23 protein-coding genes and 1 pseudogene are annotated in these 23,551 nt (G+C 65.2%); 14 read left to right on the top strand and 10 right to left on the bottom strand.

Annotated elements, in window-relative coordinates:
• The first annotated feature begins 287 nt into the window (after positions 1–287).
• On the top strand, positions 288–515 hold the full coding sequence (locus BMZ19_RS22525; protein ID WP_212633206.1) for a cupin domain-containing protein: 228 nt from the start codon (positions 288–290) through the stop codon (positions 513–515).
• Positions 516–524: 9 nt separating this feature from the next.
• On the opposite strand, the gene BMZ19_RS08430 is transcribed toward BMZ19_RS22525, so the two are convergent.
• On the bottom strand, positions 525–1,775 hold the full coding sequence (locus BMZ19_RS08430; RefSeq protein WP_090309915.1) for an OprD family porin: 1,251 nt from the start codon (positions 1,773–1,775) through the stop codon (positions 525–527).
• Between the two features lie 413 nt (positions 1,776–2,188).
• Between BMZ19_RS08430 and quiC the strand changes: the two genes are divergently transcribed.
• Together quiC and BMZ19_RS08420 are read left to right on the top strand one after the other, a co-directional pair.
• Complete coding sequence (gene quiC, locus BMZ19_RS08425) at positions 2,189–4,087, top strand: 3-dehydroshikimate dehydratase QuiC (RefSeq protein WP_090309707.1); 1,899 nt, start codon at positions 2,189–2,191, stop codon at positions 4,085–4,087.
• A gap of 239 nt (positions 4,088–4,326) precedes the next feature.
• Entirely contained in the window at positions 4,327–4,995 is a 669-nt protein-coding gene (locus BMZ19_RS08420) for a TetR/AcrR family transcriptional regulator (RefSeq protein ID WP_090309704.1), read from the top strand.
• Between the two features lie 75 nt (positions 4,996–5,070).
• Here BMZ19_RS08420 and BMZ19_RS08415 read toward each other — a convergent pair whose 3' ends face one another.
• The 3 genes and pseudogenes from BMZ19_RS08415 to BMZ19_RS08405 form a co-directional block, all read right to left on the bottom strand.
• Positions 5,071–5,544 (bottom strand): MaoC family dehydratase, encoded by a 474-nt coding sequence (locus BMZ19_RS08415; protein WP_090309701.1) that lies wholly within the window; start codon positions 5,542–5,544, stop codon positions 5,071–5,073.
• A 51-nt stretch (positions 5,545–5,595) separates the two neighbouring features.
• Positions 5,596–6,330, bottom strand: coding sequence for a 3-methyl-2-oxobutanoate hydroxymethyltransferase (panB, locus tag BMZ19_RS08410; protein ID WP_244517133.1), 735 nt, complete (start codon positions 6,328–6,330; stop codon positions 5,596–5,598).
• A 70-nt stretch (positions 6,331–6,400) separates the two neighbouring features.
• A pseudogene (locus BMZ19_RS08405) lies at positions 6,401–6,865 on the bottom strand (LysE family translocator); the annotation flags it as partial.
• Positions 6,866–7,058: 193 nt separating this feature from the next.
• Between BMZ19_RS08405 and BMZ19_RS08400 the strand changes: the two are divergent.
• Positions 7,059–7,511, top strand: a complete 453-nt coding sequence (locus BMZ19_RS08400; RefSeq protein ID WP_090309912.1) for an Lrp/AsnC family transcriptional regulator — start codon at positions 7,059–7,061, stop codon at positions 7,509–7,511.
• A gap of 88 nt (positions 7,512–7,599) precedes the next feature.
• Here BMZ19_RS08400 and BMZ19_RS08395 read toward each other — a convergent pair whose 3' ends face one another.
• Complete coding sequence (locus BMZ19_RS08395) at positions 7,600–8,469, bottom strand: LysR family transcriptional regulator (RefSeq protein WP_090309695.1); 870 nt, start codon at positions 8,467–8,469, stop codon at positions 7,600–7,602.
• Positions 8,470–8,672: 203 nt separating this feature from the next.
• Here BMZ19_RS08395 and BMZ19_RS08390 point away from each other — a divergent pair, with 203 nt between their 5' ends.
• Positions 8,673–9,389: an AzlC family ABC transporter permease gene (locus BMZ19_RS08390; protein ID WP_090309692.1), complete on the top strand. Its 717-nt coding sequence runs from the start codon at positions 8,673–8,675 to the stop codon at positions 9,387–9,389.
• Positions 9,379–9,687 (top strand): AzlD family protein, encoded by a 309-nt coding sequence (locus BMZ19_RS08385; RefSeq protein ID WP_090309690.1) that lies wholly within the window; start codon positions 9,379–9,381, stop codon positions 9,685–9,687. The genes BMZ19_RS08390 and BMZ19_RS08385 overlap by 11 nt, the downstream gene beginning before the upstream one ends.
• Positions 9,688–9,763: 76 nt before the next feature.
• Here BMZ19_RS08385 and BMZ19_RS08380 read toward each other — a convergent pair whose 3' ends face one another.
• Positions 9,764–10,327, bottom strand: a complete 564-nt coding sequence (locus BMZ19_RS08380; RefSeq protein WP_090309688.1) for a TetR/AcrR family transcriptional regulator — start codon at positions 10,325–10,327, stop codon at positions 9,764–9,766.
• Positions 10,328–10,409: 82 nt separating this feature from the next.
• Here BMZ19_RS08380 and BMZ19_RS08375 point away from each other — a divergent pair, with 82 nt between their 5' ends.
• Entirely contained in the window at positions 10,410–11,069 is a 660-nt protein-coding gene (locus tag BMZ19_RS08375) for a glutathione S-transferase family protein (RefSeq protein WP_090309685.1), read from the top strand.
• 73 nt (positions 11,070–11,142) lie between these two features.
• On the opposite strand, the gene BMZ19_RS08370 is transcribed toward BMZ19_RS08375, so the two are convergent.
• Positions 11,143–11,643, bottom strand: coding sequence for an HPP family protein (locus tag BMZ19_RS08370; protein WP_090309682.1), 501 nt, complete (start codon positions 11,641–11,643; stop codon positions 11,143–11,145).
• Between the two features lie 108 nt (positions 11,644–11,751).
• Here BMZ19_RS08370 and BMZ19_RS08365 point away from each other — a divergent pair, with 108 nt between their 5' ends.
• Positions 11,752–12,315 (top strand): TetR/AcrR family transcriptional regulator, encoded by a 564-nt coding sequence (locus BMZ19_RS08365; protein ID WP_090309679.1) that lies wholly within the window; start codon positions 11,752–11,754, stop codon positions 12,313–12,315.
• A gap of 283 nt (positions 12,316–12,598) precedes the next feature.
• Positions 12,599–13,096, top strand: coding sequence for a hypothetical protein (locus BMZ19_RS08360; protein ID WP_090309676.1), 498 nt, complete (start codon positions 12,599–12,601; stop codon positions 13,094–13,096).
• 142 nt (positions 13,097–13,238) lie between these two features.
• Here the strand turns inward: BMZ19_RS08360 and BMZ19_RS08355 are convergent, their stop codons facing one another.
• Positions 13,239–14,138 (bottom strand): LysR family transcriptional regulator, encoded by a 900-nt coding sequence (locus BMZ19_RS08355; RefSeq protein ID WP_090309673.1) that lies wholly within the window; start codon positions 14,136–14,138, stop codon positions 13,239–13,241.
• Between the two features lie 103 nt (positions 14,139–14,241).
• Here BMZ19_RS08355 and BMZ19_RS08350 point away from each other — a divergent pair, with 103 nt between their 5' ends.
• Positions 14,242–15,231, top strand: a complete 990-nt coding sequence (locus BMZ19_RS08350) for a DMT family transporter (protein ID WP_090309670.1) — start codon at positions 14,242–14,244, stop codon at positions 15,229–15,231.
• Between the two features lie 43 nt (positions 15,232–15,274).
• Here the strand turns inward: BMZ19_RS08350 and BMZ19_RS08345 are convergent, their stop codons facing one another.
• Together BMZ19_RS08345 and BMZ19_RS08340 are read right to left on the bottom strand one after the other, a co-directional pair.
• Entirely contained in the window at positions 15,275–15,559 is a 285-nt protein-coding gene (locus tag BMZ19_RS08345) for a hypothetical protein (protein ID WP_090309667.1), read from the bottom strand.
• A gap of 27 nt (positions 15,560–15,586) precedes the next feature.
• Positions 15,587–17,041: an efflux transporter outer membrane subunit gene (locus tag BMZ19_RS08340; protein WP_090309664.1), complete on the bottom strand. Its 1,455-nt coding sequence runs from the start codon at positions 17,039–17,041 to the stop codon at positions 15,587–15,589.
• 103 nt (positions 17,042–17,144) lie between these two features.
• Between BMZ19_RS08340 and BMZ19_RS08335 the strand changes: the two genes are divergently transcribed.
• The 4 genes from BMZ19_RS08335 to fabF all read left to right on the top strand — a co-directional run bounded on the left by BMZ19_RS08335 (position 17,145) and on the right by fabF (position 23,550).
• Positions 17,145–17,762 (top strand): TetR/AcrR family transcriptional regulator, encoded by a 618-nt coding sequence (locus BMZ19_RS08335; RefSeq protein ID WP_090309661.1) that lies wholly within the window; start codon positions 17,145–17,147, stop codon positions 17,760–17,762.
• Between the two features lie 71 nt (positions 17,763–17,833).
• Positions 17,834–18,949 carry an efflux RND transporter periplasmic adaptor subunit gene (locus tag BMZ19_RS08330; RefSeq protein WP_090309658.1) on the top strand — a complete coding sequence of 372 codons (1,116 nt, stop codon included), beginning with the start codon at positions 17,834–17,836 and terminating at the stop codon, positions 18,947–18,949.
• Positions 18,946–22,053, top strand: coding sequence for an efflux RND transporter permease subunit (locus BMZ19_RS08325; RefSeq protein ID WP_090309655.1), 3,108 nt, complete (start codon positions 18,946–18,948; stop codon positions 22,051–22,053). Before BMZ19_RS08330 ends, BMZ19_RS08325 begins: the two co-directional genes overlap by 4 nt.
• A 207-nt stretch (positions 22,054–22,260) precedes the next feature.
• Positions 22,261–23,550, top strand: a complete 1,290-nt coding sequence (gene fabF, locus BMZ19_RS08320) for a beta-ketoacyl-ACP synthase II (RefSeq protein WP_090309651.1) — start codon at positions 22,261–22,263, stop codon at positions 23,548–23,550.
• Position 23,551 lies beyond the last annotated feature (1 nt).

The raw sequence follows: 23,551 nt of genomic DNA, 5'->3' as shown, positions 1-23,551 counted from the left end.
GCTCGCGGTGCCTCGCTCAATACTTCGGTCAAGTGCAACGATATCTATTGGGTTACCCTTCGGCGATGCCGCCGCCTTCAACTTGCCTCAATCACGCCGCCAGACCCCGCGTCCGCTGGCGATGTCGGGGCACGTCCGGGTGTTCAATAACCAGGAACTCGACAAGGCCAAACGCTGGATCAGCGAATAGCTCTCGCCAACCCGCGCCGTCCCAAGAGCGGTGCCGAGGAGTCGATGCGTCTGGCCGCGGCATCTCGGAGCAGACGGTCGAGGCGCAGGGGCTGTCCATGCATCTGGTGGTCATCCCGCCAGGCGGGCGAGCCGTACCGCACCTGCACATTGGTTACGAGACGGGCATCTCCGTGCTCGAGGGCCGCGTCCTCACCCGCTGGGTCGCGGCGCTGGAGAACGAGATCGTCAGCGAAGCAGAAACGAAAAAAAGCCCGTCACTAGGACGGGCGAAGTGGGACGAACTATTCCGTGGAGACGGCCGCCGCTGCCACAGCGGCCGGTAGTGCAGACGATCAGAAGATGTTCAGCGGGTAGTTGACGATCAGGCGGTGTTCGTCGAAGTCGGTGCCGTTGCTCACCCAGTTCTTGCGGATGCTCGAGGTGCGCCACTTGACGTTGAGGGCCTTCAGCGGACCGGCCTGCACGGTGTAGGCCAGCTCGATGTCGCGGATCCACTCCTCGCCGTCGTCGATGCTGGCGTTGACATCGATGTCGTCGCCCTTGATGTAGCGCACCATGCTGGTCATGCCGGGCACGCCGAGGGCGGCGAAGTCGTAGTCGTAGCGCACCTGCATGGAGCGCTCGTCGGGGTTGTCGAAGCTGGCGTTCAGGCTGTCGTTGGCCAGGGTGCCGCCGCTGGTGCCGTTGACACGCATCCAGCCGTTGTCGCCGCTGACCTTCTGCAGGCCGACGTAGAAAGTATGGGCGCCGTACTTGGCGGAGAACAGGCCGGAGGCGGTCTTGTTGTCCAGCTCGCCGGCCAGTTCGTCGCCGTCCTCGCCGCCGATGAAGTAGCCGAGGTTGGCGCCCAGGGTCCAGTCGCCGACCGGCTGGCTGTGCACGAGGTTGAAGTATTGCTGGTTGTAGACGTCCTGCAGCTCGGCGTACCAGACGCCGACCAGGGTGCGCTCCTGGTTGAAGCGGTACTCGCCGCCGGCATAGTTGAAGCGGTCGGAGCTGGCGCCGAAGGCGAACATGTCTTCCATGCTGGCGTCGTTGCGCGTGCTGTTCTGGCGGAACTGGCCGCCGTGCAGGGTCAGGCCGGTGATCTCCCGGGAGGTCAGCATGCCGCCCTGAAAGGTCTGCGGCAGCGAGCGGCCGTCGTCGCTACGCAGGATCGGCAGCACCGGCATCATCTCGCCGACCTTCAGTTCGGTATTGGACAGCTTGGCCTTGCCGGCCACCGCCAGGCGGCCGAAGTCGTCGGCCGGCTTGCCGTCGTCGTGGATCGGCAGCAGCTGGGTGCCGCGGGTGCCTTCGCCGCCGTCAAGCTTCACCGAGTAGAGGCCCAGGGCGTCGACGCCGAAGCCGACCGGGCCCGGGGTGTAGCCGGACTGCACGTTGAGGATGAAGCTCTGCGTCCACTCTTCGGCGCGGCTCTGCGCGCTGCTGTCGGCATGGCGAAAGTCGCGGTTGATGTAGTAGTTGCGCAGGTTCAGCGAAGCCTTGGAGTCCTCGACGAAGCCTGCGGCCATGGCCGGCAGGGACAGGGCGGACAGGCTGGCGACGGTGGCGACGGCGAGGGCAAGAGGGGTGCGGGACATCATTGTTGTTGTTCTCCGTTTTCATGGACGAGCGATCCCGTGCGGCTCACGGAGCAGCGCAGTCGGGAAGATCGGGTGATTCACCTGCGGGGTGTCAGGGGCTGACGCCGGGTCTGGTATCGGGGCTTCGGGGCATGGCGGCTTCGATCTTGTTGTTGTCGTGGAATGCGGCTGCACCGGACGGAAAGCGTGGCGTGGCGGCCCGTCGGATGGCTGCATGGTGGCGGGCGCCGGGAGGCGGGGTCAATCGGCCGGAAGCGGATTGGTTCGATAATCGAACGCAAAACTAACCAGTTAGTACATTTCTGTTGTCGCTGGCGAAACCCTGCCCGATACTCGACTCACCCCATCCCGTCGCCGCGCGCCTGCCTTGCCGTTCCGCCGCGCCGACCGCCTTCATCCCAGGAGGACGCATGCATCGCTCAATCGCCACCGTCTCGCTCAGCGGCACCCTGCCGGAAAAACTCGAGGCCATCGCCGCCGCCGGCTTCGACGGCGTGGAGATCTTCGAGAACGACCTGCTCTACTACGGCGGCAGTCCGCGCGAGGTACGCAAGCTGGCGGCCGACCTGGGTCTGGAGATCACCCTGTTCCAGCCGTTCCGCGATTTCGAGGGCGTGCGTCGCGACCGCCTGCACCGCAACCTCGACCGCGCCGAGCGCAAGTTCGACCTGATGCAGGAACTGGGCACCGACCTGGTGCTGGTGTGCAGCAACGTCGCCGCCGACTCCCTGGGCGACCGGCAGATCCTCATCGACGACCTGCACCTGCTGGCCGAGCGCGCCGGCGCCCGCGACCTGCGCATCGGCTACGAGGCGCTGGCCTGGGGTCGCCACGTCAACACCTGGCAGCAGGTGTGGGACATCGTGCGCGCCGCCGACCACCCCAACCTCGGCGTGCTGCTCGACAGCTTCCACACCCTGTCGCTCAAGGGCGACCCGAGCGCCATCGCCGAGATTCCCGGCGACAAGATCTTCTTCGTGCAGATGGCCGACGCGCCGCTGCTGAACATGGACGTGCTGGAGTGGAGCCGGCATTTCCGCTGCTTCCCGGGGCAGGGCGACTTCGACCTGCCGGGCTTCCTCGCGCCGATCCTCAAGAGCGGCTATCGCGGCCCGCTGTCGCTGGAAATCTTCAACGACGGCTTCCGCGCCGCGCCGCCGCGCAGCACCGCGGTGGATGGCCATCGCTCGCTGCTCTACCTCGAGGAGAAGACCCGTCTGCTACTCGAAGAACAGCACCAGCCGGTGGAGCCCGGCGTGCTGTTCGCGCCGCCGCCGGCCAGCCGCTACGACGGCATCGAGTTTCTCGAGTTCGCCGTCGACGAGGCGCACGGCGCCCAGCTCGGCCAGTGGCTGACTCGCCTGGGCTTCGTCGAGGCCGGTCGCCATCGCTCGAAGAACGTCAGCCTGCTGCGCCAGGGCGACATCAACCTGGTGCTCAACGCCGAGCCGTACTCCTTCGCCCACAGCTTCTTCGAGGCCCACGGCCCGTCGCTATGCGCCACCGCATTGCGCGTGCGCGACGGCAAACAGGCGCTGGAGCGCGCCAGCCAGTTCGGCGGCCAGCCGTACCGCAGCCTGGTCGGCCCCAACGAACGCGAGATCCCCGCGGTGCGCGCGCCGGACGGCAGCCTGATCTACCTGGCCGACCGCGATGCCCAGGGCCACAGCATCTACGAGACCGATTTCGACCTCAAGGACACCGCAGACCTCGGCATCCTCAAGCGCATCGACCACGTGGCCATGGCCCTGCCGGCCGAGGGCATGGATTCCTGGGTGCTGTTCTACAAGAGCCTGTTCGACTTCACCGCCGACGACGAGGTGGTGCTCCCCGACCCCTACGGTCTGGTCAAGAGCCGCGCCCTGCGCAGCCGCTGCGGCAGCGTGCGCCTGCCGCTGAACATCTCGGAGAACCGCAACACCGCGATTGCCCACTCGCTGTCCACCTACCGCGGCTCCGGCGTGCACCATATCGCCTTCGACTGCGACGACATCTTTGTCGCCGTCGAGCAGGCCAAGGAAGCGGGAGTGGCGCTGCTGGACATCCCGATGAACTACTACGATGACCTGGCCGCGCGCTTCGACTTCGACGACGAGTTCCTCAGCCAGCTGGCCTACTTCAACGTCCTCTACGACCGCGATGCCCAGGGCGGCGAGCTGTTCCACGTCTACACCGAGCCGTTCGCCGAGCGCTTCTTCTTCGAGATCCTGCAGCGCAAGGACTACGCCGGCTACGGCGCCGCCAACGTTGCCGTGCGCCTCTCCGCGATGGCCCAGGCGCGGTCCGGCCGGCGCAGCCCCAAGCTGTGAGAGCCTGCCCACGATCTGCTGCGCGTCGGCCATGCGGCGTTGAAATCGGTTTCGGAATGCTCATTTGCAGCTAGCAAACTCCGCTTCCTCAACCGATTTCGCCTTGCCTGGCTCTAGCTCGCGAGATCGTGAGCAGGCTCTGGGAGATCAAAGCCACGCCGCCGAGGGCGGCGTGGCTTCCCTCCCGCCGGGTAGCAGCCGATAATCGCGCAAGCCTTTTCTGATCGAGTCCGCGAGCCATGTCGCCAGCCTTACCGCAGCCCCCCGCCAAGCCGAGCCAAGCGCGCCAGCCGCGCAAGAACAACCCGGAGAAGACCCGCCAGGACATCCTCCTCGCCGCGGTCGCCGAGTTCGCCGAGCACGGCCTGAGCGGCGCGCGGGTGGATGCCATCGCCGAGCGCACCAACGTCTCCAAGCGGATGATCTACTACTACTTCACCAGCAAGGAGCAGCTCTACCTGGCCGTGCTGGAGAAGCTCTACGGCGACATCCGCGCCACCGAAGCGTCCCTCAAGCTGGATCAGCTGGACCCGGAGGCGGCGCTGCGGCGCATGGTCGAGTTCACCTTCGAGCACCACGACAGCAACGTCGACTTCATCCGCCTGGTCAGCATCGAGAACATCCACAACGCTGCGCACCTGGCCCAGTCGCAGGTGATCCGCTCGCTGAACAAGTCGATCCTCGCCGAAGTGGCGAGCATCCTCGACCGCGGCGTGGCCGCCGGCATCTTCCGTCCCGGCATCGAGCCGCGCGACCTGCACCTGCTGATCAGCTCGTTCTGCTTCTTCCGCGTCTCCAACCGCCACACCTTCTCCACCATCCACCAGATCGATTTCAGCGAGCCCGAGACCCGCGCGCGCCACAAGGAAATGATCTGCGAGGCGGTGATTAGGTATGTGAGGGCTTGAGTCGTTGCCTGCGGCATGCGGGGCATGCCGTGGGGGTGAGGGGCAGCTGCTGACTCGAAGCGGACATCTTGCTCGCTAAGATCCCCCATTGGTGGGATCGCCCTCGGCGAGCATCTCCGCCAGTCGTGCCCGCTCCATTTCGCCGGGAATGACACCTGTGGTCTCCGCCTCCAGCACGATCACGCCCTCTGGGTTGGTGATGATGACTTCCGCTTTGGCCCGGCCGCGCTCGTCGATCTCGGTAATGATCCAATCACAGGTCAGGGTTTCGCCGGCATAGACCGGGCGCTTGAAACGGAAACTCATGCCGGAGGCAAGCCAGCCAATTTGGCCGCCGATCTCTGTCAGCAGGCTGGCGGTCAGCAGACCGTGCGAAACCGGAGCCCGGAAGTTGCGCAATTCGGCATAGGGCGCATCGAGGTGAACCGGATTGTAGTCGCGCGACAGGTGCGCGAATTGCTGGATGTCTTCCGTGGAGAAGATCCGGGTCACCACGAACCTGTCTCCGACCTGAAGACCTTTGATAGCGCGCTGTCTGAGGCTTTCCATGCTGTCTCCCATATGTTGTTTTGCTATCCATCGTGTTCCCGCGAGGGGGTATCAGAAACTGTGCTCCGGCCCGGGGAAGGTACCGGCTTCCACCTCAGTCGCGAAGTCGCGTGCGGCGCCGGCAAGGGCTGAGCGCGCATCGGCGAACTGCTTGACGAACCGAGGCAGGCGCCCGCTGCTCAGGCCCGCCATGTCCTGCCAGACCAGGACTTGGGCGTCACACCGATTACCCGCACCGATTCCCACCGTGGGAATGGAGACGGCATCTGTGACCGCGGCAGCAGTTTCAGACGGAACCATTTCGATGAGCAAGGCGAATGCGCCGGCTTCCTCCAAGGCCTGTGCAACCTCGACCAAGTGTTGCGCACTTTCACCGCGCCCTTGGACGCGATAGCCGCCGAGTTGGTGTTCATGCTGCGGGGTGAAGCCGATATGCGCCATGACCGGAATGCCGGAAGCGGCGAGCTTGCGAACCTGCAGCAGCATTTCGAGGCCCCCCTCCAGCTTGACCGCGTGTGCACCGGCTTCCTTCATGAAGCGGACGGCGGTATGGAAGCACTGCTCCGGCGAGGCCTGGTAGGAGCCGAAAGGCAGGTCAGCGATGACCAATGCCCGATGGGTAGCCCTGCTCACGGCGCGCACGAGGGGGATCAGTTCATCGACGGTCACTGTCAGCGTCGATTCGTTGCCGTACACGTTGTTGGAGGCGGAATCGCCCACCAGGAGTACCGGAATGCCTGCCTCCTCGAAGATCGCAGCGGTGTACATGTCGTACGCCGTGAGCATCGCCCACTTGCGGCCTTGGGCCTTGAGTTCTTGCAGATAGGGGATGCGCACCCGAGCGACGGACCGGGGTTGCTGGCAGCAGGCCCAGGGTGACGATCTGCACCGGTACGGACCAGGTTCCCCGAGGGTCGGTGAACTGTGGCAGCAGGGCCAGAAACAGCAGAAAGACCTTCGGGTTCAGGCCGCTGACGCAGGCGCCCTTCAAGGCCCAGTGCGACCAGGTGCGTCTTTGCTGAACGTCGCATGCCTGTGGAATGGGCGGGTTGCTCAGCATGCCGATCCCAAGCCACAGCAGGTAGCCGGCGCCGGCCAGCGTGAGCGCCGCCATCGCCAGGGGAGTGCCGGCGACTATCCCGCCCACACCGGCGGCCACGATCAGGGTGGCCGCCAGATGGCCGGACAGCAGTCCTCCAGCCGCTGGAACCACGCCTCGGCCGCGCATGCCGGCGGAAATCATGTAGGCCCAATCGGCACCGGGCGAAATGATGAACAGTAAGGAGACCGCCCAGAAGGCGGCCAGCAGGCTGAGGCTCATCAGACCGCACCTCTGGCCAGTGAATGGGTTGCGGACAGCGGCATTGGCTCTTTCTCGTGTCGTCAGGAGGCAGCCCGCAGGTCCAGCGAGGGCTGCCGAGATTCATCGTTGAAAGAGAAGGATAGAGAGGCTCTGATAGAATTTTCTTGCAAACATTCCAAGGTGAGCGGCGGAAATGAGTAACTCCTTCCAAATTGACCGGATCGATAGAAAGATGCTTGCCGAGCTTCAGGCTGATGGTCGCCTATCGGTGACGGAGCTGGCGGAGCGGGTCGGGCTGAGCCTCTCTCCCTGCCATCGTCGGCTGCGAGCGATGGAGGAGGCGGGGGTGATTCAGGGCTACCGCGCACACCTTGCGCCGGAGGCGGTGGGGCTGAACTTCTCGGCCCTGGTGTTCGTGACCATGCGCGAAGGCACCAACCGTGCCGTTGGTGAGTTCGAGGTTGCAGTGCAGGAAATTCCACAAGTCATCGAGGCGCAACGCCTGTTCGGCGATCCCGACTATCTCCTCCACGTCATCACCCGGGATCTGCCGGCGTTCCAGCAGCTGTACGACGAGCGATTGTCGGCGCTGCCCAATGTCCAGCGGTTGACTTCGACCCTGGTCATGAAGCGGGTGGTTACCGACCGGCCCCTGCCGCTTTGATGATCGGTTGCAGGCATGCGACCACTGAAGCGGCCGGCCATAGGCGCGGGATAAGGTATTGGCGAGCGCCTACACCCTCACGACCAACTCAAGGTGAAGCAGAAAGCCTGAGAGTCTTGATGAGCAGGTTATGCAAGCTGTCCACCGCTTTGGAGCCCTGCGAGGCTCGGCTGCGATAAACCGCCACCTCCATGGGCTCTAGCGGCCCCAATCCATGTTCACTGCCCAGTATTTCCAGATGGGCTGGTGCGCTGCACTGGGTCAACACCGCGACAGCCAAACCGCTTTCAACGGCTGCAATTTGCCCGGCCAGGCTGGAGCTGTTGTAGACCACCTTGTAGCGGCGTCCTTGCAGCGCCAGGGAGTTGATGGCGCTGCGCTTGGCAAGGCTGGTGTTTTCATAAACGGCGACGGGCAGCGGGTCGCGTCGCCATACCTGAAACTGGGCAGCGCCGACCCACACCATCGGCTCGTGAAACAGCAAGGTTCCGTGCCGGGGATGATCCCGCGAGACCAGTGCCAAATCGAGATCGCCGCGCTCGACACGAGGGATCAGTGAGGTCGATTGCTCGCAGTTCAGCTCGATTTCCACTGCGCCATGGTGCGGAGCAAAGCGCTTGAGCACCGGTGTGAGATAACGCGCGGCATAGTCATCCGGAACGCCCAGGCGGATGCGGCCAGTCAGTTCCTCCCCGTGAAAGGCCGCCTGGGTCTCGGCATGCAGGTCGAGCATTCGCCGCGCATAGCCCAGTAGCAATTGCCCTTGTGGCGTGAGTTGGTGCTGTCGAGGGCCACGCACCAGAAGCTGGCAATCCAGGGCTGCCTCCAGCTTCTTGAGTTGCATGCTGACGGCTGACTGGGAGCGATGCACTTCCGGTGCGGCGCCGGATAGCGAGCCTGCATCCACCACGGCGACAAAGCATTTCAACCAGTCGATCTGTAGGTCCTGGTAGGTCATGGCTCATGTCTTTGTATTCGTAAAGATAATAGTATATAGCTGAATTATGCGATTTTATTGATGAAAATCTCGGCGCATAGTGCTGGCCTGGGCATAGGGCGACGCCTGTACATGGCACCGATTCCCCGGCCTTGCAGCAAGGCGTCATCTCCGATCCGGACATCGACAGACATTTCGAAGTAGCGAAGTAGCGAGGTTGCGGCATGACAGACGCCGATAAGAATCTTCATGAGTTCAATCGCCAGATGGTATGGGCCGGCTTCAGGCAACTCGTTCCTATCGCCGTGTTCGTCACGCTATTTGGGGCAGCCTTCGGGCTGGCAGCCATTCAGGCAGGGCTGCAGGGCTCCGTCATCGTGGCCATGAGCACGCTGGTTTTCGCCGGTGCTTCCCAGTTCGCGGCATTGGAATTGTGGGGGCCTCAGGTTTCGCTCTTCACGCTGGTGATTACCGTGTTTGCCATCAATGCCCGACATCTGCTGATGGGGGCAACGCTCTATCCGTGGCTGCGCCATCTGCCGCCGGCAAAGCGCTATGGCGTCATGCTCATTGCCTCCGATGCCAACTGGGCCATGTCCCTGCAGGCGTTTAACCGCGGACAGCCAGGCATCGGGCTTCTGCTGGGCGGTGGCCTCGCCCTCTGGTCATTCTGGGTAGTGGGTACCTGGCTGGGCATCTATTTTGGCGGGGCCATTCAAGAGCCCAGGAGTTTGGGGCTGGATATGGTGATGGGCTGTTTCCTGCTGGCCATGGTGGTCGGAGGGGAAAAGAACCTGCGCCTGCTGATGATCTGGATCGTCGCCGCCTGCGCATCCCTGCTGGCCTACTGGTACTTGCCGGACAATAGTCATGTCGTTGTGGGAGCGCTGGCTGGCGGTCTTGCCGGGACGTTCTGGACGGAGAAGAAAAATGAACATTGAGACGACAGGTTCCAGCGCACTGATCCTTGTGTCGATCATGGCGGTGGTGACGTTGGCGACCCGTTGGGGCGGTGTCTACGTGATGTCGTTCGTGCCCATTGGCTACCGGGTGAAACAGTTCATCGGCGCCACGTCTGGCTCCGTGCTGGTGGCGCTCCTGGCCCCCATGGCGCTTGAGGGTGACAACGGCGCAAGGCTGGCTTTATTGGCCACGGCCGCCACCATGCTGCTCCTGAAAAAACCGCTGCCGGCGATCGCTGCCGGCATCCTGACCGCGGCGATATTCAGGCAGTTTTGACTGGGCAATGCAGCTTGCAGAGAGGCGGTTAGTAGTTCTGTCTGTTGCCACTTGTAGTGGTCGGGCGCCGCCACTCTCAAGATCCCTCCAGCATTGCCCGACTGCGCTCGCGGCACGCGGCCAGCAGTTCCTCGCTCAGCTCCGCATCGTCCAGCGCGCGTGCCAGTGTCACGCCGCCGATCATTGTCACAGCCAGTTGCAGCGCCTGTTCTCTGCTTCCGGCGCCCTCCGGCAGTGCGGCTTGCAGACGCTCGACAAAGCCGCTGAACGTGCGCGTGTAGCTGTGCCGGACGCGGTCTTTCCGCAGCGCCACATCGATGGCCATGAACGCCAGCGGGCAGCTCGGGTTGCCGCCCTGCGCGTGGTCGTATTGCAGATAGCCGTCCACCAGCCTGCTCAGGCCTTGCTCGCCCAAGGTGTCGAAGTGTGCGGCGCCGACTCGGGCGGCGTGGGCGATGGCTTGGCCGTAGAGTTCCGACTTGCTGCGGAAGTGGTGGTAGAAAGCGCCGCGCGTCAGGCCGGCGTCTTCCATCAGTTCGTCGATCCCTACCGCATCGAAGCCGCGTAGCGAGAACAGCCGGGCGGCGCTGTCGAGAATGCGTTCCCTGGTCTGGTCGCTGCGGTTTTCTGGCCAAGCCATGTGAATCCTCTAAATTATGTTCTTGAACATAAGGTGCCGCTTGGCAGCATGCAGCTCTCCCTCCCAATAAGGAAGTTACCCGATGGCTTTACACATCTACGGCCCCGGTTTCAGTTCGCTGGTACGTAGCGTGCGGCTGTACTGCATGGAGAAGGGTGTGGACGTCAGCGTCGGCATGACCGTCGATGGCCAGCCCGTGCCGATGCGCAGCCCGGCGCATCTGGCCTTGCATCCCTTCGGTCAGGTGCCGGTCCTGCTTCACGATGGCAACAGGGTCTTCGAGACGGTTGCCATCTGTCGCTATCTCGACCGGGCCTTCCCCGATTGCTCCCTGGAGCCGGAGGATGCCGCCAGCCGAACCCTGGTCGATCAGTGGGCCAGCGCGTTGATCACCACGGTGGATACCCGCCTGATTCGCCGCTACCTGCTGCAGGTCGCCGGGCCGGGCAACGCGGCGCCGCTCGAAGGCGTCGCGCTGGCCCAGGCCGAGACGGCCGTCGACCAGACGCTGGATGCGCTCGAGCACCAGCTTGGCGAGCAGGACTTCCTCTGCGGCGCCCGCTATAGCCTGGCCGACGCCTTGCTGGCACCGATGCTCGACTACCTGACGCGCATTCCGGGCCGCGAATGGCTGGCCACGCGGCACGGGCTCGCGGCCTATCTGCAGCACATGCGTCAGCGGCCCTCGGGGCGCGAGGTGCTGGTCGCGCCCGACTTCTGCGAGTTGCGGCCGGCCGGCTAGCAGGCGGGTTGCGGTTTCTGTCCGTGGCAACGTCCGCTGGAAGCGTCGGGCCGTCGCTTCCAGCGAACTCGTTCTAGACCCAGTACTTCGGATAGCTGCCGCGACTGCGTGCGTTGTTCACGCACCAGGCGACCGCGACCACCACCAGCGAGCCGGCAAGCACCGGGGTGAGCAGGAAGCCGAACGACGCCCCCGAGGCGATCACTACCAGCGGATTGGCGCCTGCCGGCGCGTGCAGGGTGCGAGTCTGTTGCATCGCCGCCAGCGCCAGGCCCACGGCCAGCGCGCACGACCACCAGGAATTGCCGAGGGTATGCAGCACCACCAGGCCGATCAGCGTGGACACCAGATGCCCGCCGACGATGTTGCGCGGCTGGGCCAGCGGCGAGTCCGGCAACCCGAAGGCCAGCACGCAACTGGCACCGAAGGAGGCCATCAGCCAGGGCGTGCCGGACATCAGGCTCAGCCAGCCGGTGACCGCGATGGCGACCACCGTGCCGACGAAGGAAACCAGAGTGAAGTGCAGCGAAGGCGCCGGCGGCGCGCCCGACTTGAGCAGCGAGGGGAGGGGCATGGCGGTGGTTCCTGTGCGGGATGAAGTGGTGGAAGGATACCGATCGGTTTACCTGAAAGTCAACCGATCGGTATATACTGGTGGCCAGTCATTCAGGAGGCTCGCGCCATGAGCACAGCGGACAGCATCACCGAGGCGGCCCTGGGCCTGTTCTACCGCCAGGGCTTCCACGCCTCGGGCGTGGAGCAACTCAGCCAGGTGGCCGGCGTCACCAAGAAGACCCTGTACCGGCACTTCCCGAGCAAGGAACATCTGGTCGAGGCAGCGCTGCGCCTGCGCGACGCCCAGTTCATGGCGAAGATGCAGGCCGCCATGGAACCGGCCGCCGAGGCGCAACGGCCGCTGGCCTACATCGACTTCATCGCCACCTGGACCCGCGAGCCCGACTTCCACGGCTGCGCCTTCATCAACGCCGCCGCCGAATACGCCGAGGCGGGCGAACCGCCGCATGTACTGGCCGGACAGCACAAGGAGCAGGTGCTCGCCTATCTGGAGAAGGTCTGCGCCCGCGCTGGGTTCCGCCAGCCGCTGGCGGCCGCGCGCCAGCTGTTCCTTATTGGCGAGGGGTTGATCGTTGCCTGTCAGGTCGGGGGGGCGTCGCAGGAGATGATCGATTCGGCGCGGGAGATGGTGGGGGTGCTGGCTGACGTGCAGGGTGGCGCAGCAGGTTAGAAAGCTTAAAAAACGGCTCGCTTGAGGTTTGCTGGGGGAAACCCGGGAAGGGTATAGGATCGGGACGCAGGCTGATCATTTGCTATGCCGTGTGTGGCTCAAGCAGTTGACTGCTTTCGCCCAAAAGCAGCCTTGAGCAAAGGGCTGCCTCTGGGCGGAAGCAAACGTTTAGAGCACAAAAATCTGCCCCCTTGGCCGACGAACCTAGCCAAGACTCAATACAATTTGTGCCCGATTACCCTGAGCCATGAACATGGCTGCATTGAACAAGGAACTCGCCTCCATGGCCTCCCCGGATAAACAGCAAAAGCGTGCCCAGCGGGCCAAAGCCAAGACCAAGCAGAACCGTTCGGGCAGTGCCAAGGCCAATGTCGTACATCCGCTGCTGACCAATCCGCTGGTCAACGAACCATTCGATGATGTCGAAATCGACCTGAGCACCTTCGACTTCAAAGACATCGAAGAGAACGGTTTCGACCCGGCGCACTTCGATGACTTGTTCCAGGCGATGAAAGTCGGCGAAGGCATCAGCCTACTAGCGATGTGCCTGGTGTTCCTGCAGTACCCGGTGTTGGAGCTGGTGGTCGCTGAGGAAGCGGAAGACTCTGCAATCGACTTTATGATGGGCCTGCTGATCGCCTATCGCGGGATCTTCCACGGTGAAGACGAAGACACGGCAGTGAATTGGATCGGCGGCGACGCCTTCCAGACTGCCTACAACGAAGCGTCGATGATCCTGCAGAAGAAGTACGCTCGCGGCACCTCAAGTGCCCGAGTTTAGCCGCGCGCTGAGCAGCCACTGCTGGCAAGTCCATTCGACCGAGAGCGCTCATTGCACTGGGTCTGCCCTATGGCTGCTCTTGGCCGTTCTTTCTAGTTGGCGGTCGCTGTGCGATGCGGCTACCTGGCCGATGACGCCTATGTCATCTCGGTTCCAACCTGCTGCCGGTCAGGCAGTCGACCAGGTCCGCGGCAAAGCGCGACAGCAGCTCGCGCTTGCGCACGCACACCTGCAGGTCGCGCTGTGCCCAGGGCTCCTCCAGTTCGACAACGGCCAGCGGCAAGCGCTGGCTGTGTTCGGCGATGACGCTGCGCGGCACCAGGCCCAGACCGACGCCGGCGCTGACCATGCGGCACACGGCCTCGAAGCTGCGCACCTGGATGCGCACCTCCAGATGGCGGCCGAGCGCGGCGGCGGCGTTCATGGTGAAGGTGTGAATGGCCGAGCCGGCATGCAGCATCACGAAGGGGTAGTCCAGCACCTCGGCAAAGGCGGTACGGGCGCGCCTGGCCAGCGGGTGGTCGGGCGGGGCGATCAGTACCAGGCGGTCGGCGCGGTAGGGGATCAGCTCCACTTCGGCACCGGCCACCGTATCGGCCACGACCCCGACCTCCACCTCGCCGCGGGCGACGGCCAGGACCACTTCGGGGCTGGTGTGCTCTTCCAGCGAGATACCCACCTGGGGATGACGCTGCAGGAAGGTCGCCAGGCTGTCCGGCAGGAAGGCATGGGTGGCGTGGGTGTTGGCCCACAGGCTGACATGCCCGCGCACCCCCTTGGCATAGGGGCTGAGGTCCGCATGCATCTGTTCGAGCTGGGCGAACACCTGGCGCGCGTGGCGCAGCAGCACATCGCCGGCGCGGGTCAGGCTGACGCCGCGGGCCTGGCGAACAAGCAACGGGGTGCCCGTCGACTCTTCCAGCAGGCGAATGCGATGGCTGGCCGAAGAGGCCGCCAGATGGACGCGCTCGGCGCCGCGGGTGAGGTTGCGCGCCTCGGCAATGGCGACGAACAGGCGCAGGTCGGTCAGGTCGTAGTGCATAGGCTTGGTCGAATCCGAACGCTGTATTGCGGAAAAGCCAATTTAACCGGGTTTCGCTTGGCGTGATCATTCGTCTCAGAAAAAGTCTGAGAGGTGCTCTGCCATGGCGTGGAACAACTGGTCGGCCGAGCGCTGGGGCATCGTGCTGGCGATACTCGCTGCATTCGGTTTTTCGTTTAAGGCGATCTTCGTCAAGCTGGCCTATGCCGCAGCGCCCGTGGATGCCGTCACGCTGCTGACCCTGCGGATGACCTTTGCCTTGCCGGTCGTGCTCTGGGTCAGCCTTTCGCTGTTGCGCAGCGGCCCCGCGCTGACTCGCCAGGACTGGGGGCTGCTGATCCTGCTGGGGCTGCTCGGTTACTACGGGGCCAGCATCCTCGACTTCGTCGGCTTGCAGTACATCTCCGCCGCCCTGGAACGGCTGATTCTCTTCATCTATCCGACCCTGACCGTGCTGATCGGCGTGCTGTTCATGGGCAAGCGCCTGGAGCGGCGCCAGATCGGCGCGTTGCTGCTGTCCTACGCCGGCATTGGCCTGGCGTTCGCCCACGACCTGCTGGTGGCCGATGACATGGGGGTGGTGCTGCTGGGCGGGGCCTTCGTGTTCGGTTCGGCGCTGTCCTATGCGCTGTACAGCGCCGGCGCGGAGATCGCCATCAAGCGCGTCGGCTCCATGCGCTTTGCCGCGCTGGGGATCATCGTGTCGACCTTGGCGACGCAGATTCACTTCGTGCTCAGCCAGCCGCTTTCCGCGCTGAACCAGCCTGCACCGGTTTACCTGTACGGCGCGGGCATGGCCCTGTTTTCCACGGTGCTGCCGGTGTTCTGGCAATCGGCCGCCGTGCAGCGCATCGGCGCGGCGCGCACCGTGCTGATCGGCACCCTGGGCCCGGTTCTGACGATCTTCTTCGGCTGGCTGTTGCTCGCCGAGCCGGTTTCCCTGGCGCAGCTGGCCGGGGCTGGCCTGGTGCTGGCGGGGGTACTGCTGGTGGCGCGGCGTGCGGCCCCGGCCCAGCCGCACCCGGTCGCCGAGGCTGCCGCTGTTGCCGGCGCCCAACCGGCATCGGCCGCCGTCGCTCCGCCCGGGCGCTAGCCGACGTAGCGGCGCTGCCGCCCACTCACAGGACGCCAGCCGCTCAGGGCTGAGGGTGCAGCCGCAGCGGAATCCGGCGCTGGCCGAACGTGCCGGCCTGCTGGTCGACGCGCCCGGCGATGGTGGTGTGGCGCTGCGGACAGCGGCCCTCGGCGCTCAGCCGGTAGTGCAGGATGCGGTGCCAGTCACGCTCGATCAAAGGCTCGCCGCAGCTCGGGCAGAAGGTCGTGCCGCCCTCGGCATCGTGCACATTGCCCGTGTAGACATGGTGCAGCCCCTGCGCCAGGGCGATCTGCTGCGGGCTGGCCCGATCCACCAGGTGGTCCATGTCCCGCGATTTGCTGGGAGCTACCGATCAGTTGGCTGCAACCGACTGAGCAGCGTTCCAGCCCCCGCCCAGCGCTTTGAACGCCGCGACCGCTGCGCGAGCCGATTCGGTCTGCGCCTGAGCTTTCGCATCGGAGGCACGCAGCAGGTTTTCATCGGCTTGCAGCACCTCGATCAGGCTGACGACGCCTTGCTGGTAGGCGGCAAAGGATGCTTGCCGCGCATGAGCGAGCGAATCCACACCCTGCTCGAGCAAGTACGCCTGCTCCTCGCGCTTGACCAAGGCGGAGAAGGCGTTTTCCACGTCCTCGGTGGCCCGCAACGCGGCCAGTCGATACGCCGCCAGACTCTCGGCTTCCTGGCCCTTGGCCAGGTCGATCTGCGCGTCGATACGGCCGAAATCGAACAGCCGCCAGCGCAGGCCCAGCACGCCGGCGGCCTGGCTGGCACCGCTGCTGAACAGGTTGCCCCCGGACACTGCTGTCGCGCTGCCGATCAGCCCGCTCAGGGAAAGCTTGGGGTAATACTCGGCGATGGCGACGCCGATACGCGCGTTCGAGGCGGCCAGTCGACGCTCGGCTGCGATCAGATCGGGCCGGCGTCTCAGCAGCTCGCCCGGCGATCCCGCCGCCGCAATGTGCGGGGCGACCGGGATGGCGCCGGCATCGGCCAGTTCCCCCCGATGCGTGCCGGGCGGCGCGCCCAGCATCACGTCCAGCGCGTTCATAGCCGCGTCCAGTCCCGTCTCAAGCACGGGGACGGATGCCCGAACCTGCGCAAGCGCCCCCTCGACTTGATGCACCTGCAGCTCGGCAGCCAGCCCCTGGCTATACAGCAGGTTGACGGTTGCCAGCAGCTCCTCCTGCGTCTGCACCTGCTGGCGTGCAACGGCGATGCGGGTTTGCAACCCGCGGATGGCGATATAGATATCGGCAGTCTGTGCCGCCACGGCGAGTCCGGTCGCAGCGGCCCCTGCTTGCGAGGCCTGATACTCGGCCAGCGCCGCTTCACGCCCACGACGCAGGCCGCCGAAAGCGTCCAGTTCCCAGCTGGCGCCGAGATTGGCCTCATAGGTGTTGCCGTAGCGGTCGAAGCCGGGCGTCGAGTTCAGCACCTGTCCCTGCGGCGTCTCAACCGATTGGTAGGCTCTGCCTGTTTGGCCGCTGATCGAGCCGGAGGGTAATAGCGCGGCGTTGGCTGCCCCTAACCCTGCGCGTGCCTGGGCGACGCGCGCGGCGGCCTGGGCGAGGTCGAGGTTCTGCTCCAGCGCCAGGGTCACGACGTGGGTCAGTTGCGGGTCGCCAAACCCCGTCCACCAGGCGATGAGATCGGCATTGGAGCGGGCAGGCCGCCGATCGACTGCCGCCTGACCCAGGAAGTGCTCCGGCATGGCGAGCTCGGGGCGGGTGTAGTCAGGGCCGACCACGCAGCCTGCCGAGAGACTGGCGCTGATCAGTACGGCGAGGGTGCGTTTGGATGGCATGGGCATCTTCTTCCGGGACAGGGTGGGAATCGAACGAAGTGTGACCATAATACATTTTGGTCACTTGTTGTCCATATCCCGACTGCTCTGTAGGCTATGTCCCATGAACAAGACATCCTCTCCCAAAGTGACAGCCCGCGGCCCGGTGGATCACGAGGTGCGCGACCAGATCGTGGCCGCGGCCACCGAGCACTTCAGCCGCTATGGCTACGAAAAGACCACGGTTTCCGATCTGGCCAAGGCCATCGGCTTTTCCAAGGCCTACATCTACAAGTTCTTCGAGTCCAAGCAGGCCATCGGCGAGATGATCTGCTCGAACTGCCTGCGCCAGATCGAAGCCGAGATCCGGGCCGCCGTCGATGAGGTCGAGCGCCCGCCAGAGAAGCTGCGGCGGATGTTCAAGGCGCTGGTCGAATCGGGTCTGCGCCTGTTTTTTCAGGACCGTAAGCTCTACGAAATCGCCGCGTCGGCGGCGACCGAGCGCTGGCCGGCGGCGCGTGCCTATGAAGGGCGCATCCGGGAACTGATCCAGGACATCCTGCAGCAAGGCCGGCAGACCGGCGACTTCGAGCGCAAGACGCCTCTGGACGAGGCAACCATGGCGATCCTTCTGGTCATGCGCCCCTATCTCAATCCATTGCTCCTGCAGCACGGCCTCGATTACACCGACGAGGCGCCGCTCCTGCTGTCCAGTCTGATACTGCGGAGCCTGTCCCCATGATTGTGACTATTGACTAAATTGGTCACTAGATTCAAAGTGAGAGTCCCAACCCACTCGCCAATGGGACTCTCATGCTGCCGCGCCGCCTCGCTTCCCCCATCGTCATCTGCGCATTGCCGTTTGCGCTGGTCGCCTGCGGCGAACAAGCGCCATCCGATCCACGTACCGAGGCGCCGCTGGTGCGGGTCGCCCTCACTCAGTCGGCGGCCCCTGCGCCGCGTTCATTCACAGGCATAGTCGCGGCCAGGGTCCAGAGCGACCTGGGCTTTCGCGTGTCCGGCAAGGTTCTGGAGCGGCTGGTGGATACCGGGCAAACGGTCAGGCGCGGCCAGGTACTGCTGCGCCTCGATCCCGTCGACCTGAAGCTCGCCGCCCATGCGCAGCGCGAAGCGGTCGCCGCCGCGCGCGCGCAGGCGCAGCAGACCAGTGACGATGAAGCCCGCTATCGCGCCCTGCGCGGCACCGGTGCGATATCGGCATCGGCCTACGACCAGTACAAGGCTGCGGCGGATGCCGCCCGGGCCCAGCTCGGTGCAGCCGAGGCGCGGGCCGAGGCCGCCCGCAATGCGACCCGCTATGCCGAGCTGTTGGCCGATGCCGACGGCATCATCATGGAAACGCTGGTCGAGCCCGGCCAGGTCATCAGTGCCGGCCAGCCGGTGGTGCGGGTGGCGCACGCCGGACCACGGGAAGCGGTTGTCCAGTTGCCGGAAACCCTGCGCCCCGCGGTCGGCTCCGCCGCCGAGGCCACGCTGTTCGGCAACGACGACATCAGCGTTGCGACCACTCTCCGCCAGCTTTCGGACGTCGCCGACCGCCTGACCCGTACCTTCGAGGCGCGCTACGTGCTTGAAGGCGAACTGGCCAATGCACCGCTGGGCACCACCATCACCGTGCAGATAGCGAATGGGCAGGCGGATGCGCAAAACGATCTGCAGGTGCCGATCGGCGCCCTGTACGACACGGGCAAGGGGCCGGGGGTCTGGGTCATTCAAGGGGAACCGGCAAAGGTGTCCTGGCAGCCGGTTGCGATCCGGCATCTGGATGACGAACACGCACGCATCGCCGGCCAACTCAGGCAAGGGGAACGGATAGTCGCACTCGGCGCACACCTGCTGCGCGAAGGCCAGCAGGTGCGGGTGGCCGGTCAGGCTGCCGTCGCGGCGGTCGAGGGAGTGCGGCCATGAGCGAGGGTCGTTTCAACCTGTCGGCGCTCGCCGTACGCGAGCGCTCCATCACCCTGTTCCTGGTCTGCCTGATATCGCTGGCGGGGCTGGTCGCCTTCTTCAAGCTGGGGCGGGCCGAGGATCCGGCATTCACGGTCAAGGTGATGACCATCGTGACCGCCTGGCCCGGTGCCACTGCCCAGGAAATGCAGGATCAGGTCGCCGAGAAGATCGAAAAACGCCTGCAGGAGCTGCGCTGGTACGACCGCAGCGAAACCTACACCAGACCTGGCCTGGCCTTCACGACGTTGAGCCTGCTTGACACCACTCCACCGGCAGAAGTGCCGGAGCAGTTCTACCAGGCCCGCAAGAAGATCAGCGACGAGGCGAAGACGCTGCCGGCCGGCGTGATCGGCCCGATGGTCAACGACGAGTATTCCGACGTCACCTTCGCCCTGTTCGCGCTCAAGGCCAGGGGCGAACCGCAGCGCCGGCTGGTGCGCGACGCGGAGGTGCTGCGCCAGCGGCTGCTGCACGTGCCGGGGGTGAAGAAGGTCAACATCATCGGCGAGCAGGCCGAGCGCATCTTCGTCGAGTTCTCCCATGAGCGCCTGGCCACCCTGGGCATCGGCCCGCAGGAGGTGTTCGCCGCGCTCAACGGGCAGAACGCCCTGACCCCGGCCGGTTCCGTGGAAACCCAGGGGCCGCAGGTGTTCCTGCGCCTGGATGGCGCCTTCGATGAGTTGCAGAAGATCCGCGACACGCCAGTGGTGGCGCAAGGCCGCACGCTGAAGCTGTCGGACGTCGCCACGGTCAGGCGCGGCTATGAAGACCCGGCGACCTTCCTGATCCGCAACGGCGGCGAACCGGCCCTGTTGCTGGGCATCGTCATGCGCGAGGGCTGGAATGGCCTCGATTTGGGCAAGGCCCTGAACGACGAGGTGGGTGCGATCAACGCCGAGCTGCCGCTGGGCATGAGTCTGAGCAAGGTCACCGATCAGGCCGTCAACATCAGCGCCTCGGTCGACGAGTTCATGGTCAAGTTCTTCGTCGCGCTGCTGGTGGTCATGCTGGTGAGCTTCGTCAGCATGGGCTGGCGGGTGGGCGTGGTGGTCGCGGTGGCGGTGCCGCTGACCCTGGCGATGGTCTTCGTGGTCATGGCCGCGACCGGCAAGAACTTCGACCGCATCACCTTGGGCTCGCTGATCCTGGCGCTGGGGCTGCTGGTGGACGACGCCATCATCGCCATCGAGATGATGGTGGTGAAGATGGAGGAGGGCTACAGCCGTGTCCAAGCCTCCGCCTACGCCTGGAGCCACACGGCGGCGCCGATGCTGTCCGGCACCCTGGTCACCGCCATCGGCTTCATGCCCAATGGCTTCGCCCGCTCCACGGCGGGCGAATACACCAGCAACATGTTCTGGATCGTCGGTATCGCGCTGATCGCATCGTGGCTGGTCGCCGTGCTGTTCACCCCTTACTTCGGCGTCAAGTTGCTGCCTGCCGTCAAAAAAGTAGAAGGGGGCAAGAAAGTCGAGGGCGGTCATGACGCGATCTATGACACGCCGCGCTACAACCGCTTTCGTCAGCTACTGGGACGCGTCATCGCCCACAAGTGGCTGGTCGCTGGCTCGGTAGTTGGGCTGTTCGTCGCGGCCGTGCTCGGCATGGCACTGGTCAAGAAGCAGTTCTTCCCGATCTCCGACCGTCCCGAAGTGCTGGTCGAGGTGCAGATGCCCTATGGCACCTCGATCGCCCAGACCAGCGCCGCCTCGGAGAAGGTCGAGGCCTGGCTGGCCGAGCAGAAGGAAGCCAGGATCGTCACGGCCTATATCGGCCAGGGCGCGCCACGCTTCTTCATGGCCATGGGGCCGGAGCTGCCGGATCCGTCGTTTGCCAAGATCGTGGTGCGTACCGACAACCAGGACGAGCGCGAGGCGCTGAAACATCGGCTGCGCCAGGCGATTGCCGAGGGTCTGGCCAACGAAGCGCGCGTGCGCGTCACCCAGCTGGTGTTCGGCCCGTACTCGCCGTACCCGGTCGCCTACCGGGTCACCGGTCCGAACCCGGACAGGCTGCGCGAAATCGCGGCCGAGGTGCAGCAGGTCATGGACGCCAGTCCGCTGATGCGCACGGCCAACACCGACTGGGGCACGCGCCTGCCCACGCTGCACTTCAGCCTGCAACAGGATCGCCTGCAGGCCGTGGGGCTGACCTCGAGTGCCGTCGCCCAGCAGCTGCAGTTCCTGCTCAGCGGCGTGCCCATCACCGCAGTGCGCGAGGACATCCGCACGGTACAGGTCATGGCCCGTGCGGCCGGGGATATCCGCTTCGATCCGACCCGGGTCATGGATTTCACCCTGGCCGGTGCCAGCGGGCAGCGCGTCCCGCTGTCGCAGGTCGGCGAGGTGGAGGTGCGCATGGAAGAGCCGATCATGCGCTGGCGCGACCGCATGCCGACGATCACCGTGCGCGGCGACATCGCCGAGGGTCTGCAGCCGCCGGATGTGTCGACGGCCATTACCCAGCAGCTGCAACCCCTCATCGAGAAACTGCCGAGCGGCTATCGCATTGAGCAGGCAGGTGCCATCGAGGAGTCGGGCAAGGCGAGCAGGGCGATGCTGCCGCTGTTCCCGATCATGCTGGCCGCCACGCTGATCATCATCATTCTGCAGGTGCGTTCGATCTCCGCGATGATCATGGTCTTCCTGACCAGCCCGCTGGGGCTGATCGGTGTGGTGCCCACGCTGATCCTGTTCCAGCAGCCGTTCGGCATCAACGCGCTGGTCGGGCTGATCGCCCTGTCGGGCATCCTGATGCGCAACACGCTGATCCTGATCGGGCAGATTCGCCACAACGAACAGGCCGGTCTCGATCCATTCCGGGCGGTGGTCGAGGCCACCGTACAGCGCGCCCGCCCGGTGATCCTCACCGCGCTGGCGGCGATCCTGGCGTTCATTCCGCTGACCCACTCGGTGTTCTGGGGAACGCTCGCCTACACCCTGATCGGCGGCACCTTCGCTGGCACCGTGCTGACCCTGGTGTTCCTGCCGGCCATGTATGCCATCTGGTTCGGCATCCGGCCAATCAGCCATGAGCGACTCATGCAGGCGCAGCCTGCATGAGTCGGCACGTATCCAACTCATCGAGAGGAATCGCCATGCCGAGTTCCACTGTTGTCGTCGGCGCATGCCCAAGGGCGAAGCCTCCCTGCTGAGCAAGTTGCGCCGCTTCATGCCGGCTGGTCCGGTCGATGCGGGGGTGCGCAAAACCTTCGGCATCGGCTGAGAGAGTTCCGGCTTTTCCTCCCCAAGCTTTTCCAGGAGCGAGATATGGCAACCCATAGAGAAAACAGCGTACGGATCGTAGTCACGGGAACCGGTGTGGTCAGCCCGTTGGGCTGTGGCAGCGAGGCGGTCTGGTCCCGTTTGTTGGCAGGACAGTCAGGCATCCGCACTTTGTCTGCCGATCTGACTGAAGGTACCGGCTGCGCGGTGGGCGGGCAGGTACCCTCGCGGGAAGAGGACAGCCAGGCCGGCTACGACCCGGAGCGAACCATCGCCGTTAAGGAACGCAAGAAGATGGATCGCTTCATCGAGTTCGCCCTGGTTGCCGCCGAGGAAGCCCTGGCACAGGCTGGCTGGCAGCCGACAGACGAGGCGCAGCGGCAGCGCACCGCGACCATCATCGCCTCCGGTGTCGGCGGGTTCGGCGCCATCGCCGAGGCGGTACGCACCACGGACCAACGCGGTCCGCGGCGGCTTTCGCCATTCACCGCACCTTCGTTCCTGGCCAATATGGCCGCCGGGCATGTATCCATCCGGCACGGTTTCAGAGGGCCGCTCGGGGCGCCGGTGACCGCCTGCGCGGCCGGCGCACAAGCCATCGGCGATGCGGCCCGACTGATCCGTAGTGGCGAAGCGGATATCGCCGTATGCGGTGGGACCGAAGCCGCGATCCATCGTGTCACGCTCGGCAGCTTCGCCGCCGCGCGTGCCCTGTCCAGTGGATTCAACGACCGCCCCCATGAAGCGTCGCGCCCGTTCGACCGTGACCGCGATGGCTTCGTCATGGCCGAGGGCGCCGGCCTGCTGGTGATCGAATCGCTGGAACATGCGCTGGCCCGCGGCGCCCAACCGCTGGCGGAACTGGTCGGCTACGGCACCAGCGCCGATGCCTACCACCTGACCGCCGGCCCGGAGAACGGCGACGGCGCGCGCCGCGCCATGGAACTGGCGTTGCGCCAGGCCGGTATCGAGGCGAGCGAGGTGCAGCACATCAACGCCCATGCGACCTCCACGCCGGTGGGTGACCGTGGCGAGCTGGCCGCCATCCGCTCGGTGTTCGGCAGCGGATCGGGTGTGGCGATCACCTCGACCAAGTCCAGCACCGGGCATCTGCTCGGAGCCGCAGGCGGGGTCGAGGCCATCTTCACCGTCCTGGCGCTACGTGATCAGGTCGTCCCGCCCACGCTGAACCTCCTCAACCCCGACGAGGCGGCCGACGGGCTCGACCTGGTGGCTCTGAGCGCCCGGCACATGCCGATCCGCTACGCCCTGTCGAACGGTTTCGGCTTTGGCGGCGTCAACGCCAGCCTGTTGTTCCATCGCTGGGAGCCCTGAG

The organism is Pseudomonas linyingensis (genome assembly GCF_900109175.1).
Lineage (GTDB): Bacteria > Pseudomonadota > Gammaproteobacteria > Pseudomonadales > Pseudomonadaceae > Geopseudomonas > Geopseudomonas linyingensis.
This window is presented reverse-complemented; position numbering and strand designations above follow the sequence as displayed.

Excerpts from the sequence above, each read along its gene's own strand:
- BMZ19_RS22525 (WP_212633206.1), top strand. The coding sequence starts at position 288 with ATGCATCTGGTGGTCATCCCGCCAGGCGGGCGAGCCGTACCGCACCTG.
- BMZ19_RS08430 (WP_090309915.1), bottom strand. The coding sequence starts at position 1,775 with ATGTCCCGCACCCCTCTTGCCCTCGCCGTCGCCACCGTCGCCAGCCTG.
- quiC (WP_090309707.1), top strand. The coding sequence starts at position 2,189 with ATGCATCGCTCAATCGCCACCGTCTCGCTCAGCGGCACCCTGCCGGAA.
- BMZ19_RS08420 (WP_090309704.1), top strand. The coding sequence starts at position 4,327 with ATGTCGCCAGCCTTACCGCAGCCCCCCGCCAAGCCGAGCCAAGCGCGC.
- BMZ19_RS08415 (WP_090309701.1), bottom strand. The coding sequence starts at position 5,544 with ATGGAAAGCCTCAGACAGCGCGCTATCAAAGGTCTTCAGGTCGGAGAC.
- panB (WP_244517133.1), bottom strand. The coding sequence starts at position 6,330 with ATGCTCACGGCGTACGACATGTACACCGCTGCGATCTTCGAGGAGGCA.
- BMZ19_RS08395 (WP_090309695.1), bottom strand. The coding sequence starts at position 8,469 with ATGACCTACCAGGACCTACAGATCGACTGGTTGAAATGCTTTGTCGCC.
- BMZ19_RS08390 (WP_090309692.1), top strand. The coding sequence starts at position 8,673 with ATGACAGACGCCGATAAGAATCTTCATGAGTTCAATCGCCAGATGGTA.
- BMZ19_RS08385 (WP_090309690.1), top strand. The coding sequence starts at position 9,379 with ATGAACATTGAGACGACAGGTTCCAGCGCACTGATCCTTGTGTCGATC.
- BMZ19_RS08380 (WP_090309688.1), bottom strand. The coding sequence starts at position 10,327 with ATGGCTTGGCCAGAAAACCGCAGCGACCAGACCAGGGAACGCATTCTC.
- BMZ19_RS08375 (WP_090309685.1), top strand. The coding sequence starts at position 10,410 with ATGGCTTTACACATCTACGGCCCCGGTTTCAGTTCGCTGGTACGTAGC.
- BMZ19_RS08370 (WP_090309682.1), bottom strand. The coding sequence starts at position 11,643 with ATGCCCCTCCCCTCGCTGCTCAAGTCGGGCGCGCCGCCGGCGCCTTCG.
- BMZ19_RS08365 (WP_090309679.1), top strand. The coding sequence starts at position 11,752 with ATGAGCACAGCGGACAGCATCACCGAGGCGGCCCTGGGCCTGTTCTAC.
- BMZ19_RS08360 (WP_090309676.1), top strand. The coding sequence starts at position 12,599 with ATGGCCTCCCCGGATAAACAGCAAAAGCGTGCCCAGCGGGCCAAAGCC.
- BMZ19_RS08355 (WP_090309673.1), bottom strand. The coding sequence starts at position 14,138 with ATGCACTACGACCTGACCGACCTGCGCCTGTTCGTCGCCATTGCCGAG.
- BMZ19_RS08350 (WP_090309670.1), top strand. The coding sequence starts at position 14,242 with ATGGCGTGGAACAACTGGTCGGCCGAGCGCTGGGGCATCGTGCTGGCG.
- BMZ19_RS08345 (WP_090309667.1), bottom strand. The coding sequence starts at position 15,559 with ATGGACCACCTGGTGGATCGGGCCAGCCCGCAGCAGATCGCCCTGGCG.
- BMZ19_RS08340 (WP_090309664.1), bottom strand. The coding sequence starts at position 17,041 with ATGCCATCCAAACGCACCCTCGCCGTACTGATCAGCGCCAGTCTCTCG.
- BMZ19_RS08335 (WP_090309661.1), top strand. The coding sequence starts at position 17,145 with ATGAACAAGACATCCTCTCCCAAAGTGACAGCCCGCGGCCCGGTGGAT.
- BMZ19_RS08330 (WP_090309658.1), top strand. The coding sequence starts at position 17,834 with ATGCTGCCGCGCCGCCTCGCTTCCCCCATCGTCATCTGCGCATTGCCG.
- BMZ19_RS08325 (WP_090309655.1), top strand. The coding sequence starts at position 18,946 with ATGAGCGAGGGTCGTTTCAACCTGTCGGCGCTCGCCGTACGCGAGCGC.
- fabF (WP_090309651.1), top strand. The coding sequence starts at position 22,261 with ATGGCAACCCATAGAGAAAACAGCGTACGGATCGTAGTCACGGGAACC.